The sequence below is a fragment of the Diaphorobacter sp. HDW4B genome (genome assembly GCF_011305535.1).
Taxonomy (GTDB): domain Bacteria; phylum Pseudomonadota; class Gammaproteobacteria; order Burkholderiales; family Burkholderiaceae_C; genus Diaphorobacter_A.
In genome coordinates, this window is record NZ_CP049905.1 from 5211442 (window position 1) to 5227448 (window position 16007).

Genomic DNA, 16007 nt, shown 5'->3' on the forward strand with positions numbered 1-16007 from the left:
CAACCCCTTACTGCTGTTCTGATTCAGAAGCTGTACTGGGCCCTTCGGGCTCTTGGGGTTGAACATGCAGCGCAGCCAGCGCCGGGCTGAGCTCCGCTCTATGGTTGGGGGCGAAAGTTCCGACCAGATTGGGGATCAGCTCCCACAACAAGCTGTGCATGCTGTCCCCCACTTTGACGGGGTCAATCCAGTGCGCAGGGACTTGTGAGGTCGCCCCTTTCTTGTATGCCACCGCTTGGGGAATTTGCGTGGAGAGGACATTGACGCGGCCACGCATCTCGATGAACTGATCGCGGATCAGTTGAGACATCGTCCGGCTGTCCACCGTGTTCTCGGTGCGATTGATGATGCACTGGATCGCAGGCACCTTGTAGCCCAGATTGGCCGCAGCTTCGTGCCGGTTGACCAGTTTGATCGTGCCATCTACAAACTCACGGGCAGAAAGCACATCAGGTGCCACTGGAGCCAGCAGCACGTCCGCAGCATTGACCGCCGCATCCTGAAGATGACCGACGGCACCCTGCGTGTCGATGATGCACACATCGTAGGCAGCGCGCAGCTCGGGATTGCTGAGCACCATGCGGATTCGGACCAGGCGATCCAACTGATTGGACAGCCAGATCTGCAACGGACTGTCCTCTCGCTGGGTGTCAGAGCACACGATGTGCAGAAATCCGCCCTGCACGTTTAAGCTGGTGTGGTCGCCTTCAAATTCTTGCGGTGGAAACTCGGCGTAACTGATGCAGTCCGTCGTCAAAGATCCGGACATGACCATGGCAGTCAGTCCATTGGGCGCTTTGTAAGCGAGCTTGAAATAGCGCGTCAAGGACGGTTGAACATCCGCATCAATCAATAGAACGCGATAACCCAAATCGGCTAACAGGCCGCCTAGATTTGCGGTTAAAGTGGTCTTGCCAACGCCGCCTTTGGTCGCTACTGTCGTGAATGTAAGCATTTGAGCCTCTACCAGTAATTGACTGGTAAGTGGCTGTCATTCCGACCAGGAAGATTTTCGGCGAGGTGTACAACTGATTAGCTTGATCAGTTATTTCGATGTAATCTTTTATAACCTGAAAATACATATCGTATCTAGTAGATTAAAGGGCTTGAGACTCGTTGTCATGACCCGGATACCCGCCTCCAGCTCGCCCAAACCTTCAAGTCCATGTCCCATAACCTCGGCATGGTTGCCTGCAACGAATCAACCTTTGTCAGGGTGCGCCAAACACTTCCTGCACCGAACCGTCCTGTCCTTTGATAACTGAAGGCTCCACGCGCCAGATCAGGTGGTTCAAACCGGGCACGACGTAGTCCGCACCGCGTGGTTTGACGTTGTTCAGGAACGCCTGCAACTCGCTGGGGCCGAGCTTCACGACCAGCGTCTGCGCGTCTTCCCATTCGAAGGCGCAACCTGAATCTGCGGGTTCGAAGACAAGAAAGAAATCATCGCCCGAAACGCTCAGATCCTTGCCGTGCGGAAGCCGTCCGGGCAGCAGGCTCAGCAAGTCGCGCACGAGCAAGGCTCCCATCGTCACCGTGACTTTTTCGGCGCGCAGCAGCTTCTTTTCAGAGTGCAGTTTGAGCACGCTGCCATAGATCACGCCGGTGCTCGATCCTTCCTCTGCCGCGCCCTTATCGACCGCGGCTTTCACCTCGGGCAGCGCGTGCAGGCTGGCGCGTTGGATGTCGGTCACCCACAGTGGCATGTGCGGCTTCAAGGTGTCGAGCAGGCCGCGCAGGTTCCAGCGTTTGCCTTCCTGCAGTTCGGCGGCGGTGATGCCGACGATCTGCAGAAAATCGACGTGGCCGTAGGGTGTTCGCGTGGCAGGGAACTGCGGATCGGTCACGAAGCCCATTTCGGTGATCACGGTCGCATCGCCCGCCTTGATCGGGCCGTTGGCCGTCATCCAGTGACCCGCTCTGAACACGTTGCCGGTCTTGAAGACGTAGCGCGCGATGTTCTGCAGAAAATTCAGCGGCCAGGCCGGCGGTGTGGGCTCGTCGCCATGGATGGCCAGGCGAAAGGTCAGTTCGAAACCGTAGCCGCTGCGCTTGTCTTCGCTGTTCCCGGCTTCTTCGCTTTCGTCGTCATCATCGCCATACAGATCGCTGAATCCGTAGGTCAGATAGTGCCAGTGCGGCTGCGATCCGGCATCGCCCTGGTTGCGGTAGACGCTGATGCCCTGCAACGGGTCTTCGCCACCCAGCCGGTAGCTGATGATCGTGCCGTAATGGTGCGGCTCCTGCTCACCATAAATGGCCTCCGCCACGGCATCGATGGCGTCCCAGCCATGCGATGAGTCTTCCTCGTTTTCCGCGTTGTGGTCGGCAGGCGATCGAGAGTCGGTCATGCAAATTCCTCCAAGGCTTTGGTGTGAATACTAACGACTTATCAAATCCAATTTATTTCACCCTTTGGCATCGAGGCGTTTGAACATCGCCGACAGCAGGTCGCGCATCTTCATGATGCGAGGCCGGCGCAGCGCCTCGAAATGCCAGCTCAGCCCGAACGCATAACGCGGAAAAGCGACCGGACAAGGTGAGGACTCGAACATCCCCAATCGACACAATGCAGCCGCCGCGTGACTTGGAATCGTGGCGATGCAATCGCCACCGCGCAGCAGAAACGGCAGCCCGGAAAAATGCGTGGTGGCCGCGTGCACCGTGCGTTTGAGACCATGTTCTGCCAGCACCTCGTCGGTGATGCCCGTGAGCCCGGAAAACGAGACCAGCAGATGCTCGCGCGCCAGAAACTCATCCAGCGTGAAAGCGCCCTGCTCCTTCGCGCGGAACGCCGGATCGAAGACGACGGCATAGTCCGCGCTGCCGAGCGAGAGATGCCGGATGCGCGCATCGTTGATGCTGCCGGACGTGATCGCCAGATCGATCTCGTGATCGTGCAGCGCGGCTGCGGCCATCTGGCTGTTGGTCTGGCGGAAGACCAAACGCGTTTGCGGCAGTTGCTCGCGTGCGAGCGCAATGATCTGCGCGCCGTAGGCCATCTCGAAATCGTCGGAGAGCCCGATGCGCACAATCTCCAGCGGCTGCGCGGGTTCATCCCCCACGCTCGCCAGCGTTTCCTCGACGATGCGCAGCGCCTCGTTGATCGCCGGATGCAGCAGCACCGCGCGCGGAGTTGGCTGCAGGCCGCGCTGCGTGCGCTTGAACAGCGGATCGCCGTACATCGCGCGCAGACGCTTGAGCGACGCGCTCACCGCCGCCTGGCTGATGCCCAGACGCTCGGCCGCACGCGTGGCATTCAGCTCGCTCGCCAGCATCTGGAACACCCGCAGCAGATTCAGATCGACGCGTCTGTCATCAAGCATAGTGATAACTGATAGTTTCCATACTTGTTTGGATTATGCCAAGCAGCTTCTACCATGCTGCGAATGCAGCGCAAACACATTCTTCTGGCCGTCATGGTCACCGCCATCTGGGGCATCAATTTTTCGGTGATCCGCATTGGCCTTGGCTCGTTCCCGCCGCTGTTGCTGCTGGCGCTGCGCTTTGTGCTGGCCGCCCTGCCCGCGCTTTTTCTGCCACGCCCCAAGAACATTTCCTGGCCGCGCATGATTGCCATCGCGTCCACGCTGTTCATCGGGCAGTTTTCGCTGCTGTTTCTCAGCATGTCGCACGGTCTGTCCGCAGGACTTGCTGCCGTCATTTTGCAAGCGCAGGCATTTCTCACCATGCTGTTTGCCGCCATGGCTTTCGGCGAAAAGATCCGCCTGAACCACATCATCGGCAGCCTGCTCGCCGCCTGCGGACTGGCGCTGATCGCCACGTCGGCCGGCGGTGCGCAGTTCACCCTGATCGGCTTTGCGCTGTGCATCGCCGCCGCCGTGAGTTGGGCCATCGGCAACGTGTTGCTGCGCGGATCGGGCTCGGCCGACATGATGGCGCTGATGGCCTGGCTCAGCGTGATCCCGCCCCTGCCGCTGCTGGCGATGTCCGCCGTCATGGAAGGCCCGGAGCGCATGGTCCACGCGCTCACGCACATCAATCTGAGCGGCGTTTTTGCCGTGCTGTATCTGGCCGTGCTCTCGACCACCGTCGGCTACGGCGTCTGGGGCAAGCTGATTCGGGAATATCCGGCGTCGAAGATTGCGCCGTTTTCCTTGCTGGTTCCGGTGTTTGGATTGAGCGCTCCTGCGGTCATTCTGGGGGAGCGATTCAATGCTGGCGAATTGCTGGGGGCAGTGGCTGTGTTGGCAGGTCTGGTCGTGTTGATTGGATCGCGTGCGCAGTTGGGCAAGCTGTTGCAGTGTTTTGGCGCTTCTGCCGCACGAAAACCAATTTGACCCGATAAGTTCGTGCGATACAACGCAATCAATTCGAGTAACATTTTGATTCAATCGGGTTTAATACCCAGAACATCATCTGTCATTCGAGGATTTTTCAATGGGGCTTACTTTTTCGCGGAGTGTCAAAGTCGGTGTGCTCCGGTTCAATTTTTCTGGATCGGGAATTGGCGTTTCCGCAGGAGTCCCCGGACTTCGAATCGGAACAGGCCCCAGGGGGGCGTACATCAGCGGTGGAGTCGCAGGTTTTCGATATCGAAAAAGTTTAAACAGCAAGCCTCGAATCGCCTCGACGGAGCATTCGAGGCCTACCCAAGTTGACTTGGAAAGTCCGAACAGCCCACACGACGCTGTCCGTGCCCCGAACATCGTACATACCGAAATCCACGACACAGATATCCTCGAGCTTGTTGATTCCAGTAGCGACGACTTGGTGCGCTCCATAGGTGAACAGCAGTCCAAGATTTCGGCGTGGCCGTTTCTATTGTTCGGCCTTTTATTCCTCATGGTGGTACTGGGACACAATTTTCCCAACATGCCATCGGTAGTCAAATGGTTGGGGGGGCTTGTCATTGCTGCAGTCACCTATTGGTGCTTTCAACGCGACAAGCTAAAAAAGCTCACCGTACTTTTCTACGAGCCGGATGCGCCAGCGAGCGCATTGTTTGAAGATTTGATGACTGCATTCAAGAAAGCATCATCTCAACAGAAGCTCAAAGCCATCACCGTCACCTCCCGCTATGCCGATACGAAGTACTCTGCCGGAGCCCAGCAGGGCCTCAAGTTTGGTTCGGCTTCTGCTCACCTTGGTGACGCTCCAAATGTTGTCGCCAACATATCTATACCGATATTTACAGCAGAAAAGACAACCTTGGCCTTTTACCCAGATCGGATACTGATCTTCAAGGATGGAAAGGTCGGCTCAATCAACTACTCGTCCATTGACGTGGAATGCAACGCTGTCACCTATGTTGAAGAGGAATCAGTCCCAAACGATGCGCGTGTAGTGGGCCACACATGGAAATATGTCAATAAAAAAGGTGGGCCAGATCGCCGATTCAAAGACAACAAGCAAATACCGCTGTGCGCATACACTCAAATGAAATTACGGACTTCAACAGGTTTGGACGTCCAGTTTCTCGGTTCAAAAGAGAACGCATTCAATGATCTCGCCTCCGCTCTTTTGAGAACCTCACGAGTCATGCGTTAGATGTCAGGTCCCGGATGATTGCGCACGTTCTTTTCAAACAATTTTGGATGTGACGCCTGCCATCGCTTGAGGGCCTGAACGGGCGTTTCATGCCGCAGAGCTTTCTGTGGAATCTGCTGGTTGTACAGCCACACAAAGCGATGAAGCGTCTTCTCTAGATCCTCTGCACTGTTGAAGTGATGCGTGCGCAGCACTTGGCTGAGCCTTCCGTTGAAGCGCTCCACCATTCCGTTGGTACGTGGCGTTCTGGGCCGTGTGAGTCGGTGCTCTATACCGAGTTCCTTGCACAGTAAATCAAACTCGTGATCACCGCTTGGTTGCTTCTCGTGCTTGCCAAACAGACGATCCGAGAACTCTTTGCCGTTATCTGTGAGGATCGTGCGAATCTTGAAGCAAGCAGCTTTCTTCAGGGTCGCCAAAAACGCGTGCGCAGCCGCTGCCGTCTTGTATTGCTTGATCTGGATGAACACCCAACGCGTAGCTCGGTCAATGGCAACAAAGACATATCGGCGCTTGTTCTCATCCTGCATCTGGGGCAGGTACTTCACATCAATGTGCACATAGCCCGGCTCATAGGCTTTGAACGGTTTGCTTTCGTGCTCGGCTCGAACGGCCGTGGGTAAGCGCGAATGTCCTCGGCGACGCAGCAATCGATCCAGCGCCGAGCGGCTCATCGCAGGTTCAATGAATTCGTGAACGACTGCCAGCAAATCATCCAGAGGCAGCAGCAGTTGAGATCGCAGATAGATCACCAGCTCTTCCTGCGCTGCGTTGAGCGTTGTCTGCAGGTGATGAGCGGTATGGCTTTCATCCTGCACGCTTGTGCGATGGCGCCACTTGCGCACCGTACCAAGTCCAATGCCATATTGCTGCGCAAGCTCGTGGTCGGACGCACTCGATTGCTGCAGCGCCAGGCGAATCGCTGGCGTGGTGGTTGCGTTCTTGTGCAATGAGATCAGCATGGCGTCTCTCCTGTCTCGATGCGCCATGTTGCCACAACCGCTTTGAGTACCTCTCGGCTGAACAGTAGCGGACGCTTGGTTTTTACGATCCAATCATCCGGGACCTGACAGTTAGATAGTGAATTAGGTTGCTCGCGCTCAGACTGGAGTTTTGTTGTTCACGCTGACGCACACTTGTTCGAGCGCCCACGCGCGCGCAGCGAAGCCGAGTCTTGCAGCTTGCGGCCCAGCACGTCGTCGCTGGCCACCTGGTTGATGTCGCCCTCCATGCCCAGCACGCGCAGCGCCTTGAGATAGGTGCCGAGAGAGACCGCCGGATCGCCCGCTTCCAACCGCGCCAAGGTGTTCCGCGAGATGCCGACCCGTTCGGCGAACAGCGAGGCGGAGAGATCGCGCCTGCTGCGGGCAAGCTCGATGCGGTGCCCCAGCTCATTGGAGAGCTTGGTCAGCGAGAGCGACAGAGGATGTTGAGTGCGAGGCATATTTGCTCCATATCTTCAACAAATTTTTATGTTTTTGCTCATTTTATAGAGTTTCATTTCAAATCGCAATGAAAAATACATCCATATCTTGAACAGTTATCGTATTTATTGCTCAAGATATGGAAATTTTCAACGCAGAAACAGATTCCGAAAATCCTCTTGGCAGTGCTGCACCAGTTCGCTTAGGCTCGATGGCATGAACATCTCCACCACACCTTCCTCTTCTTCCATCCACTTTGGTCTGGACGACCGCGTCTGCATCGTCACCGGCGGCGCGCAAGGCATCGGCGCGGCCTGTGCACAGCGCTTTGCGCGTGAGAATGCCAAGGTGATCGTCTCCGACGTGAACGACGCCATCGGCCAGCAGTTGGCCGACACCATCAACGGCACCTACATCCATTGCGATGTGGGCAACAAGGCCGAGGTGGATGCGCTCGTCAAGCAGGTGATGGCGCAGCATGGTCGCATCGACGTGCTGGTCAACAACGCCGGTATCTTCAAGGTGGCTGATTTTCTGGACATCGCCGAAGAAGACTTCGACGCCGTACTGCGTGTGAACATCAAGGGGGCCTTTCTCATGGGCCAGGCCGTGGCACGCGAGATGGCGCGTCAGGGCTCGGGCAGCATCATCAACATGAGTTCGGTGAACAGCGTGCTGGCGATTCCCAATCTGGCCAGCTACAACGTGAGCAAGGGCGGCATCAACCAGCTCACGCGCGTGATGGCGCTGTCGCTGGCCGACAAGGGCGTGCGCGTGAATGCGGTCGCTCCCGGCACCATCGCCACCGAGCTTGCGGCCAAGGCCGTGCTGACCAGCGAAGAAGCCAAGAACAAGGTGATGAGCCGCACGCCGATGAAGCGCTTGGGCACGCCAGAAGAAGTGGCAGACGCGGTGGCCTGGCTGGCCAGCGATGCCTCAAGCTATGTGACGGCCGACATCATCACCATCGATGGCGGGCGCATGGCGCTGAACTACACCGTGGCTGTGTGACATCTGCCCTTTTGCCGGCATCTCTCACGGGATGGCGGCAAAATAGCGCCATGCGACTACTCCACACGATGCTGCGCGTTGGCAATCTCCAGCGCTCTATTGATTTCTACACCAAGGTGCTTGGCATGACGCTGCTGCGCACGTCCGAGAACCCCGAGTACAAGTACTCGCTGGCGTTCGTCGGCTACGAAGGCGGCAACCCCGGCCAGGCCGAGATCGAGCTGACCTTCAACTGGGGTACCGAAAGCTACGACATGGGCACCGCCTACGGTCACATCGCTCTGGGCGTGCCCGATGCGTATGCGGCCTGCGAGAAGATCAAGGCCAACGGCGGCAACGTCACGCGCGAAGCCGGTCCCGTCAAAGGCGGCTCGACTGTGATCGCGTTCGTGACGGATCCTGATGGCTACAAAATTGAATTGATCGAAAGGAAAGAGGATCAAGGCGCGGGCACGGGTCTGCGCTGATCATTCTTTCGGATCTTTCAGCCAAAACAAAACGGCGATGCGCTTTGGGCACATCGCCGTTTTTCGTTGCCGGTTGGATCAGCTATTGCGCGGACGCAGCAGCGCCGTATCCCACGCCAGACGCGTGATGTGCGCCCAGTCCTTGGCGGCCACCACATCGGCGGGAACGAGCCACGAGCCGCCTACGCAGATCACATTGGACAGCATCAGAAACTCTGCCGCGTTGCTGGGCGACACGCCGCCTGTCGGGCAGAACTTCACGTCGAAGAACGGGCCTTGCCAGGCCTTGAGCATGGGGATGCCGCCTGCCTGCAGGGCGGGGAAGAACTTCAGGTGATCGAAGCCTGCTTCGCGGGCCATCATCACTTCGCTGCTGGTGGCTACGCCGGGCAACAGGGGGAGCTTGGCATCTTGGGCGGCCTGCGCCATCTTTTCGGTGAACCCGGGGCTCACGGCAAAGCGCGCGCCTGCGTCGGCGGCGGCTTTCGCATCGGCTGCCGTGCGCACGGTGCCTGCGCCGATGACGGCTTCGGGCACATCACGCGCGATGGCTTCGATGCAGGCCAGTGCCTGCGGTGTGCGCAGTGTCACTTCGAGCATGCGAATGCCACCAGCCACCAAGGCCTTGGCCATCGGGACGGCGTCGCTGACGTTGTTGAGAACGATGACCGGGATGACGGGCGCGTCGCTCATCACGTCGAGTGCGGTCAGTTGGGTTGGGAGTTGTTTGAGTTCTACAGCCATGTGCAAGCACCTTCTTCTGCGCTGAGCGCATTGCGGCGGAAACCGGCGAACAACTCGCGACCCCAGCCGTGGCCGTTGGCCTTGAGTTCGGATGCGGGGGGAGTTGCGTTGGGGCGGCTCTGCCATTGATCGGCCGGCACCAACACGTCGAGCGTACCAGCGACAGCATCGAGGCGAATCATATCGCCGTCCAGCACCTTGGCGAGCGGGCCGCCAGCCAAAGCCTCAGGGCTGACATGGATGGCCGCAGGCACCTTGCCCGAGGCTCCGCTCATGCGCCCATCGGTGACCAGCGCCACGCGAAATCCCTTGTTCTGCAACACGGCCAGCGGCGGCGTGAGCTTGTGCAGTTCGGGCATGCCGTTGGCTTGCGGGCCCTGCCAGCGGACCACGCAGACCACATCACGATCGAGTTCGCCGTTCTGGAATGCGTCCTGCAAAGCAGCCTGCGAACTGAACACCTTGGCAGGCGCTTCGATGATGTGACGGTCTTCGGGCACCGCCGACACCTTGATGACGCAACGGCCCAGATTGCCCTTGAGCAGCATGAGTCCGCCCGTTGCCTGAAACGGCGCGGTATGCGGACGCAGTACGGACTCGTCGCCCGACGCGCCGCTGTCCTGCCACTGCAAGCGCCCTTCCCTCTCTTCGGGAATGCGCGTGAATTCACGGATGCCGCCTGCGCGCACGGCCAGCACATCGGCGTGCATGAAGCCACCGTCGAGCAGTTCGCGGATCACATAACCTGGGCCACCAGCGGCCTGGAACTGGTTCACGTCCGCGCTGCCGTTCGGATAGACGCGGGCGAGCAGCGGCACGACGGAAGACAGCGCCGAGAAATCGTCCCAATCGATGACAATGCCCGCAGCGCGCGCCACCGCCACCCAGTGGATCAGGTGATTGGTGGAGCCGCCCGTGGCCAGCAGCGCGACCATGGCGTTGACGATCACGCGTTCGTCGATCAGTTTGCCGATGGGCGGGCAATCCTTCTGCAGCACGGTGCGCGTGGCTTCGCGAGTCAGCTCTGCGCGCATCTCGTTGCCGGGGTTGATGAAGGCGGTTCCGGGCACATGCAGGCCCATGGCTTCGAGCAGCATCTGGTTGCTGTTGGCCGTGCCGTAGAAGGTGCAAGTGCCTTCGGAATGGTAGGCGTGCATTTCCGCGTCGAGCAGCTTGTCGCGGCCGACGAGGCCTTGCGCCGCTTCTTCGCGCACCTTGGCCTTGGCGCTGTTGGACAGGCCCGAGGTCATCGGTCCGGCAGGCACAAACACGGTGGGCAGATGGCCGAACTGCAGCGCGCCGATCAGCAGACCCGGCACGATCTTGTCACACACGCCGAGCATCAGCGCCGCATCGGACACATCGTGCGAGAGCGACACGGCCGTGCTCATCGCGATCACATCGCGCGAGAACAGCGACAGCTCCATGCCGGGCGCGCCCTGCGTCACGCCGTCGCACATCGCAGGCACGCCGCCCGCGACCTGCGCCGTCGCGCCATGCAGGCGGGCTTCGGCCTTGATCAGATCGGGATAGTGCTGCAGCGGCGCGTGCGCCGAGAGCATGTCGTTGTAGGCCGTGACGATGCCGATGTTCGGCGACTTGGCCGCGACGACGCGCAGCTTGTCGTTGCCCGGCATGGCCGCAAACGCGTGCGCCACGTTCGCGCAGCCCAGACGCGACGCACCGCGATCACGCCCGGAATGAAATTCGACCTGCTCCAGATAGGCGCGGCGGGTGTCCGCACTGCGCTCGCGAATGCGCCGGGTGACGGCTTCAACGGTGGGATGTACTGACATGTTGCTTGCCTTTTTGTTCTATCTGATGACGTCAATCGTAAGGCCGACGAATGACGATGCGAGCAAGTGGACTTTTCAACCCTCTGCGCAGAGTGCGCAGTGCAGGATTCACTCACCACAATAACGAGATGGGGCCTCAGGCTAGACGCGAAGACGCAGACAGTACCGCCTGTACGGCAAGGCTTCGCAACGACGCATGAGGCCCCATATCGTCACCTCGGCACGGGAACTCTTCGAGTCCACACAGGCCCGGACATGCGTCGCGGAGCCCAAGCAAAGAAAGAGTTCCTTCGACCGGTGATTACTTCTGCTCGCGCGCGGCCTTCACGGCGGCGTTCACTTCGTCCCACGTGGATTGGCCCACGGACTTGGCGATATTGGCGTTCACGCTGGTGAGCTTTTCGCGCATGCGGTTCACTTCGGAGGACGACAGCTCGTTGACCTGCATGCCCTTGGTCTTCAGATCGGCCAGCGCCTTGGCAGCTTCTTCGCGGGTGTCCTTGCGTTCGAATTCGCGGCTCTTGATGGCGGCGTCCTGCAGCACCTTCTTTTCGGCGGGGCTCAGGGTGTCCCACCACTTCTTGCTCACCGTGACGATCCAGGGGCTGTAGACGTGGTTGGTCACCGTCAGGTACTTCTGCACTTCATAGAACTTGCTGGACAGCACCGTGTTGTATGGGTTTTCCTGACCATCGACCGCGCGGGTTTCCAGCGCCGTGAACAGCTCGGAGAACGGCAGCGGCACGGCATTTGCGCCCAGTGCCTTGAAGCTGTCGAGGAACACGTTGTTCTGCATGACGCGCAGCTTCACGTCGTTCAGGTCTTCCACCTTGGTGACCGGACGCTTGCTGTTGGTGAGGTTGCGGAAACCATTTTCCCAATACACCAGCCCGACCATGCCCTTGGCTTCGAGCTTGGCCTTGACCTTGTCGCCCGTGGGACCGTCGAGCACCGTGTCGGCTTCCTTGGCCGTGGTGAACAGGAATGGCGTGTCCCAGATGCCCATTTCAGGCACCAGACCCACCAGCGTGGCGGTGGAGCCGACCATCATTTCCTGCGCGCCGCCGATCAGCGCCTGCTGCATCTGCGTGTCCGAACCCAGCGATGCGTTGCCGATGGCGCGCACCTTCATCTTGCCGCCGGTGGCCTTTTCGACTTCCTTGGCGAACAGGCGCACGGCGCGGCCCTGGTTGGATTCATCGACCAGACCGAAGCCAAAGCGCACGATGCGTGGCTTGAAATCCTGCGCCTGGGCAAAGCCCGCAGTGGTGGAAGCGACGGCGGCAACGGCCAGCGCGCAGAGGGTGAATTTGATTCGCATGGGTGTTATCTCCTCGGTCAAAACAAAAGGATGGGTCAGGCGGAAAAAGCGGTGGGGATCGTCAGTGTCAATGCATCCACTTGAGTGGCTCGGTGACGATCTGCGGGAAGATGATGAACAGGATCAGCAGCAGCACATACATCATGAGGAACGGCGTCGTGCCCTTGATGACGGTCTCCATGCGCAGACGTCCCACACCTGCCACCACGTTCTGCACCGTGCCGACAGGCGGCGTGATCAGGCCGATCGATCCCACATAGATGAACATGAAACCGAAGTAGATCGGATCGATGCCCGCCTTCACGGCCAGCGGTGCGCACACCGGGCCGAAGATCAGAATGGTCGGTGTCAGATCCATGGCCGTGCCAACGACCAGCAGGAAAATCATCATCAGCGTCATGAACCAGATCGGGCTTCCCATCACGCCCGAGAAGCTCTCGGCCAGCATGTTGGGCAGATCGGCCAGCGTGATCATGTAGGCCGTCACCGTGGCCGCGCCGCACAGGAACATCACCACCGCCGTCGTCTTGCCCGCGTTCAGGAACACGTCGTACAGCTTGCTCCAACTGAGCTGGCGATACACGAACATCGACACGAACAGCGCGTAGACCGCTGCCACCACGGCCGCTTCGGTCGGTGTGAACACCCCGCCCTTCAAGCCGCCCAGAATGATCACCGGCATCATCATGGCCCAGAAGCTGTTGAGCAGCGCCTTCATGCGATCACCCCACGCCACGCGCGGCATGGCGGGCAGATCGTTCTTGCGGGCGATCTGCCACCAGGCGGCGATCAGGAACACGCCCATCATCAGGCCCGGCACCACGCCCGAGAGGAACAGCTTGCTGATCGAGGTATTGGTCGTCACGCCGTAGATCACGAACGGCATCGACGGCGGAATGATCGGCGCGATGATGCCGCCCGAAGCCAGCAGGCCCGCGCTGTAGCTCGGCGGATATTTCTGGTCGCGCATCATCGGCAGCAGAATCGTTGCCAGCGCGGCGGTATCGGCAATCGCCGAGCCCGACATCGACGCCAGCAGCACGGCTGCGCCAATCGCCACAAAGCCCAGACCACCACGGATGTGGCCGCAGAAGGCGCGCGCCAGATCGATGATGCGGCGCGACAGCCCGCCCGCGTTCATCAGCTCGCCCGCCAGAATGAAGAACGGCACGGCCAGCAGCGGGAAGTTGTCAAAGCCCGCCTGCAGGTTCTGCGCCAGCAGTTGCGAGTCGAAGAAATCCAGGTGCCACATCAACGCGACACCGGTGAGGATCAGCGCATGCGCGATCGGCATGCCGATGACCATGCCGCCAATCAGCACAGCCAGAAAAATGAGGGTGACGATCATGTTGTTGTTTCCTTCTTGGGCGTCATCTCTTTATTCAACTTCCGCGCCTTCGCTCACGGGCGGCTCGCCGCGGCGCAGATCCACCACCAGTGCCACCAGCAAACCCACCGCCAGCACCAGCGTGGCCGCAGCACCCAGCGCGAGCGGATAACCGAGCACCGTGCTGTAGCTATCCATGCCCGCCTTCACCTGCTCCCACGAACCGATCAGCAGCAGCACCATGCAGGCTGCCACCAGCAATTGGCTGAACCAGAACAGCAGCTTCTTGGGCGTGCCTTTGACGCGCGCGGTCAGCATGTCGAAGCCCAGATGTTTGCCCTCGAACGCCGTGACGATGGCACCGACCGCCACCAGCCACACGAACAGCAGGCGCGAGATTTCCTCGTACGACACGATGCTGGTCGCGAACACATAGCGCAGCACGACGTTCACGAACACGGCAATCACCATGCCCGCCAGCGCGGCGACCATGAAGTGCTCGGCAAGGCGCTTGATCAGCGGCTTGCGCTCGGCAGTGCCTTCATTGGTATCGTTGTTGGAGTGTGGAGTGGTCATGTCTCCTGATCCTTCCTGGTGTGTATCTGTAGCTGGTGCTCAGGCGCGCGGCGCTGCCTGAACCCAGTGCATGCGTTCGGCCCAAGCCACGACCTGCGCCTGCAACTCGGCAATCGGCAGCGTCGCGTTCAACGTGAGCACATCGGGCTCGTCCACCGGACGCTCCAGCGTGGCGAACTGATTGGCCACGAGCGCGGGCGAAAAGAAATGGCCGGGGCGCTGCTGCACGCGCAAGAGCGCATCGTCGTAGCTCAGATCGAGAAACGCAAACCCCATGTCCGGATTGGCGGCACGCAGCCGGTCGCGGTACTTGCGGCGCAGCGACGAGCAGGTCAGCACCACGCCCTTGCCTGCCTGAGCGATGGCCTGCGGCTTGATCAGCTCGGCCAGCTGGTCGAGCCAGCCCGCGCGGTCGTCGTCGGTGAGCGCAACGCCGGCCGACATCTTCTCGATGTTGGCCGCCGGGTGATACGCGTCACCTTCCAGTAGCTGCCAGCCCACCGCTTTGGCGCAGGCCTCGGCCACGCTCGACTTGCCGCAGCCCGACACGCCCATCACGACGATGGCCGGGTGGCTTGATTGTTGGATAGCGCTATCCTGCATGATTCAAAAAAAGAAGATCGATCCCTGAGAGTCATCAAAAGCCGACCCGCCAGAAACCGGCTTCATCGACTGCTCCCTCTGCAGAGAATCCATCTTTGGGTGTAAATATTTCCAGCGAACTTGCTTGGATAGCGCTATCTTAATTCACAATCAACAGTGTTCCGCCCTAGGAGTTACCCTTGTCAGACGCCTCTTCCGCCCCGAAACGAAGCCGACGCGCCAGCGGTCGCGTCACCCTTGCCGACGTGGCGCGAGCGGCAGAGGTCAGCCCGATCACCGTCTCACGCGCCCTGCGTGGCGAGCGCAGCGTGGACAAGGAACTGGTCGAGCGCGTGCGCAAAGCGGTCGACGAACTCCACTACGTGCCCGACCCCGCCGCACGCGCCCTCGCCTCGCAACGCAGCACGCAGGTGCTGGTGCTGGTGCCGCTGCTGTCGAACAACCTGTTCGTGGACGTGCTCGAATCGATTCACCGCACCTTGTTCCCGCAGGGCTTTCAGCCGCTGATCGGCGTGACGCACTACGACACCGCCGAGGAAGAACTGCTGCTGCGCACTTATCTGCCCATGCGCCCTGCGGGTCTGCTGGTGACCGGCTTTGACCGCAGCGAAGCCGCACGCCAGCTCATCGCCCGCAGCGGCGTGCCCTGCGTTCACATGATGGAGATCAGCAAGGCACCGAACGTGGGGTGCGTTGGCTTCTCGCAGGCCGAAGCCGGTGCCGCCATCACCCAACTCATGCTGGACAAGGGCTATCGCCGCATCGCCTTTGCCGCAGCCCAGCTCGATCCGCGCGTGATGCAACGCGCCGAAGGCTACCGACGCGCGCTGAAGAACGCAGGTCTCTACGATCCACGACTCGAATTGCTGAGCCCGGAGCCCTCCTCCATGGCGCTCGGCGGTCGTCTGTTTGAAGACGTGCTCGCGCAGCATCCCGATGTCGATGCCGTCTTCTTCTGCAACGACGACTTGGCACAGGGCGGACTGCTGGCGGCCAACCGCCTCGGCGTTCCCGTGCCTGGCCGCGTGGCGATGGCGGGCTTCAACGATCTCGCCGGCAGCGACCAGATGGTGCCGCCGCTCACCACCGTGCGCACGCCGCGCAAACAAGTGGGCGAAGCGGCCGCGAAGATGCTGCTCGACATGATGCGCGGCGAGACTCCCAAGTCGTATGCGGTGGAATTGACCTACGAACTGGTCGTGCGCGAAAGCACCTGAGCCGCACGAA

At 60.1% G+C, this 16007-nt stretch carries 16 protein-coding genes and 1 pseudogene; 6 read left to right on the forward strand and 11 right to left on the reverse strand.

The genetic code is table 11. The features are described from left to right. Nucleotides 1–7: 7 nt before the first annotated feature. The 3 genes from G7048_RS23755 to G7048_RS23765 all read right to left on the reverse strand — a co-directional run bounded on the left by G7048_RS23755 (nt 8) and on the right by G7048_RS23765 (nt 3326). Nucleotides 8–955, reverse strand: coding sequence for a ParA family protein (locus G7048_RS23755; protein WP_166070501.1), 948 nt, complete (start codon nt 953–955; stop codon nt 8–10). Nucleotides 956–1211: 256 nt separating this feature from the next. Then, nucleotides 1212–2351, reverse strand: a complete 1140-nt coding sequence (locus G7048_RS23760) for a suppressor of fused domain protein (RefSeq protein ID WP_166070502.1) — start codon at nt 2349–2351, stop codon at nt 1212–1214. 57 nt (nt 2352–2408) lie between these two features. Continuing rightward, on the reverse strand, nt 2409–3326 hold the full coding sequence (locus G7048_RS23765) for a LysR substrate-binding domain-containing protein (RefSeq protein ID WP_166070503.1): 918 nt from the start codon (nt 3324–3326) through the stop codon (nt 2409–2411). 54 nt (nt 3327–3380) lie between these two features. Between G7048_RS23765 and G7048_RS23770 the strand changes: the two genes are divergently transcribed. From G7048_RS23770 to G7048_RS23775, 3 genes and pseudogenes are all read left to right on the forward strand, one after another. Continuing rightward, a complete protein-coding gene (locus G7048_RS23770; RefSeq protein ID WP_240933093.1) occupies nt 3381–4301 on the forward strand; it encodes an EamA family transporter in 921 nt (306 codons plus the stop codon). Between the two features lie 100 nt (nt 4302–4401). Beyond that, nucleotides 4402–4500: pseudogene (locus G7048_RS28800) on the forward strand (DUF4236 domain-containing protein); the annotation flags it as partial. Between the two features lie 123 nt (nt 4501–4623). Next, the gene (locus G7048_RS23775) at nt 4624–5511 is read left to right on the forward strand and encodes a hypothetical protein (RefSeq protein ID WP_240933094.1); all 888 of its coding nucleotides are present in this window, start codon (nt 4624–4626) and stop codon (nt 5509–5511) included. Here the strand turns inward: G7048_RS23775 and G7048_RS23780 are convergent. Together G7048_RS23780 and G7048_RS23785 are read right to left on the reverse strand one after the other, a co-directional pair. After that, complete coding sequence (locus G7048_RS23780; protein WP_166070505.1) at nt 5508–6473, reverse strand: IS481 family transposase; 966 nt, start codon at nt 6471–6473, stop codon at nt 5508–5510. The two genes, G7048_RS23775 and G7048_RS23780, sit on opposite strands and share 4 nt — an antisense overlap. A gap of 158 nt (nt 6474–6631) precedes the next feature. Then, nucleotides 6632–6955: a helix-turn-helix domain-containing protein gene (locus G7048_RS23785; protein WP_166070506.1), complete on the reverse strand. Its 324-nt coding sequence runs from the start codon at nt 6953–6955 to the stop codon at nt 6632–6634. A 196-nt stretch (nt 6956–7151) separates the two neighbouring features. On the opposite strand from G7048_RS23785, the gene G7048_RS23790 reads away from it, so the two are divergent. Together G7048_RS23790 and gloA are read left to right on the forward strand one after the other, a co-directional pair. Further along, a complete protein-coding gene (locus tag G7048_RS23790; protein WP_205750309.1) occupies nt 7152–7946 on the forward strand; it encodes an SDR family NAD(P)-dependent oxidoreductase in 795 nt (264 codons plus the stop codon). 50 nt (nt 7947–7996) lie between these two features. Beyond that, on the forward strand, nt 7997–8413 hold the full coding sequence (gene gloA / locus G7048_RS23795; RefSeq protein ID WP_166070507.1) for a lactoylglutathione lyase: 417 nt from the start codon (nt 7997–7999) through the stop codon (nt 8411–8413). 78 nt (nt 8414–8491) lie between these two features. Here the strand turns inward: gloA and eda are convergent, their stop codons facing one another. From eda to G7048_RS23825, 6 genes are all read right to left on the reverse strand, one after another. Then, entirely contained in the window at nt 8492–9157 is a 666-nt protein-coding gene (gene eda / locus G7048_RS23800) for a bifunctional 4-hydroxy-2-oxoglutarate aldolase/2-dehydro-3-deoxy-phosphogluconate aldolase (protein WP_166070508.1), read from the reverse strand. Further along, nucleotides 9148–10953 (reverse strand): phosphogluconate dehydratase, encoded by a 1806-nt coding sequence (gene edd, locus G7048_RS23805; protein ID WP_166070509.1) that lies wholly within the window; start codon nt 10951–10953, stop codon nt 9148–9150. Before edd ends, eda begins: the two co-directional genes overlap by 10 nt. Nucleotides 10954–11254: 301 nt before the next feature. Then, on the reverse strand, nt 11255–12274 hold the full coding sequence (locus G7048_RS23810) for a TRAP transporter substrate-binding protein (RefSeq protein WP_166070510.1): 1020 nt from the start codon (nt 12272–12274) through the stop codon (nt 11255–11257). Nucleotides 12275–12341: 67 nt separating this feature from the next. Further along, nucleotides 12342–13622 (reverse strand): TRAP transporter large permease, encoded by a 1281-nt coding sequence (locus G7048_RS23815; protein WP_166070511.1) that lies wholly within the window; start codon nt 13620–13622, stop codon nt 12342–12344. Nucleotides 13623–13652: 30 nt separating this feature from the next. Beyond that, nucleotides 13653–14177 (reverse strand): TRAP transporter small permease, encoded by a 525-nt coding sequence (locus tag G7048_RS23820; RefSeq protein ID WP_166070512.1) that lies wholly within the window; start codon nt 14175–14177, stop codon nt 13653–13655. A 39-nt stretch (nt 14178–14216) separates the two neighbouring features. Continuing rightward, on the reverse strand, nt 14217–14780 hold the full coding sequence (locus G7048_RS23825) for a gluconokinase (protein ID WP_205750310.1): 564 nt from the start codon (nt 14778–14780) through the stop codon (nt 14217–14219). Between the two features lie 179 nt (nt 14781–14959). Between G7048_RS23825 and G7048_RS23830 the strand changes: the two genes are divergently transcribed. Continuing rightward, nucleotides 14960–15997, forward strand: a complete 1038-nt coding sequence (locus G7048_RS23830; protein ID WP_166070513.1) for a LacI family DNA-binding transcriptional regulator — start codon at nt 14960–14962, stop codon at nt 15995–15997. The last annotated feature ends 10 nt before the right edge of the window (nt 15998–16007 follow it).

Bases quoted from the DNA above. Each gene is read 5' to 3' on its own strand.
- G7048_RS23815 (WP_166070511.1), bottom strand. From the start codon at position 13,622: ATGATCGTCACCCTCATTTTTCTGGCTGTGCTGATTGGCGGCATGGTC.
- G7048_RS23825 (WP_205750310.1), bottom strand. From the start codon at position 14,780: ATGCAGGATAGCGCTATCCAACAATCAAGCCACCCGGCCATCGTCGTG.
- G7048_RS23755 (WP_166070501.1), bottom strand. From the start codon at position 955: ATGCTTACATTCACGACAGTAGCGACCAAAGGCGGCGTTGGCAAGACC.
- eda (WP_166070508.1), bottom strand. From the start codon at position 9,157: ATGGCTGTAGAACTCAAACAACTCCCAACCCAACTGACCGCACTCGAC.
- gloA (WP_166070507.1), top strand. From the start codon at position 7,997: ATGCGACTACTCCACACGATGCTGCGCGTTGGCAATCTCCAGCGCTCT.
- edd (WP_166070509.1), bottom strand. From the start codon at position 10,953: ATGTCAGTACATCCCACCGTTGAAGCCGTCACCCGGCGCATTCGCGAG.
- G7048_RS23760 (WP_166070502.1), bottom strand. From the start codon at position 2,351: ATGACCGACTCTCGATCGCCTGCCGACCACAACGCGGAAAACGAGGAA.
- G7048_RS23790 (WP_205750309.1), top strand. From the start codon at position 7,152: ATGAACATCTCCACCACACCTTCCTCTTCTTCCATCCACTTTGGTCTG.
- G7048_RS23770 (WP_240933093.1), top strand. From the start codon at position 3,381: ATGCTGCGAATGCAGCGCAAACACATTCTTCTGGCCGTCATGGTCACC.
- G7048_RS23785 (WP_166070506.1), bottom strand. From the start codon at position 6,955: ATGCCTCGCACTCAACATCCTCTGTCGCTCTCGCTGACCAAGCTCTCC.
- G7048_RS23820 (WP_166070512.1), bottom strand. From the start codon at position 14,177: ATGACCACTCCACACTCCAACAACGATACCAATGAAGGCACTGCCGAG.
- G7048_RS23780 (WP_166070505.1), bottom strand. From the start codon at position 6,473: ATGCTGATCTCATTGCACAAGAACGCAACCACCACGCCAGCGATTCGC.
- G7048_RS23810 (WP_166070510.1), bottom strand. From the start codon at position 12,274: ATGCGAATCAAATTCACCCTCTGCGCGCTGGCCGTTGCCGCCGTCGCT.
- G7048_RS23765 (WP_166070503.1), bottom strand. From the start codon at position 3,326: ATGCTTGATGACAGACGCGTCGATCTGAATCTGCTGCGGGTGTTCCAG.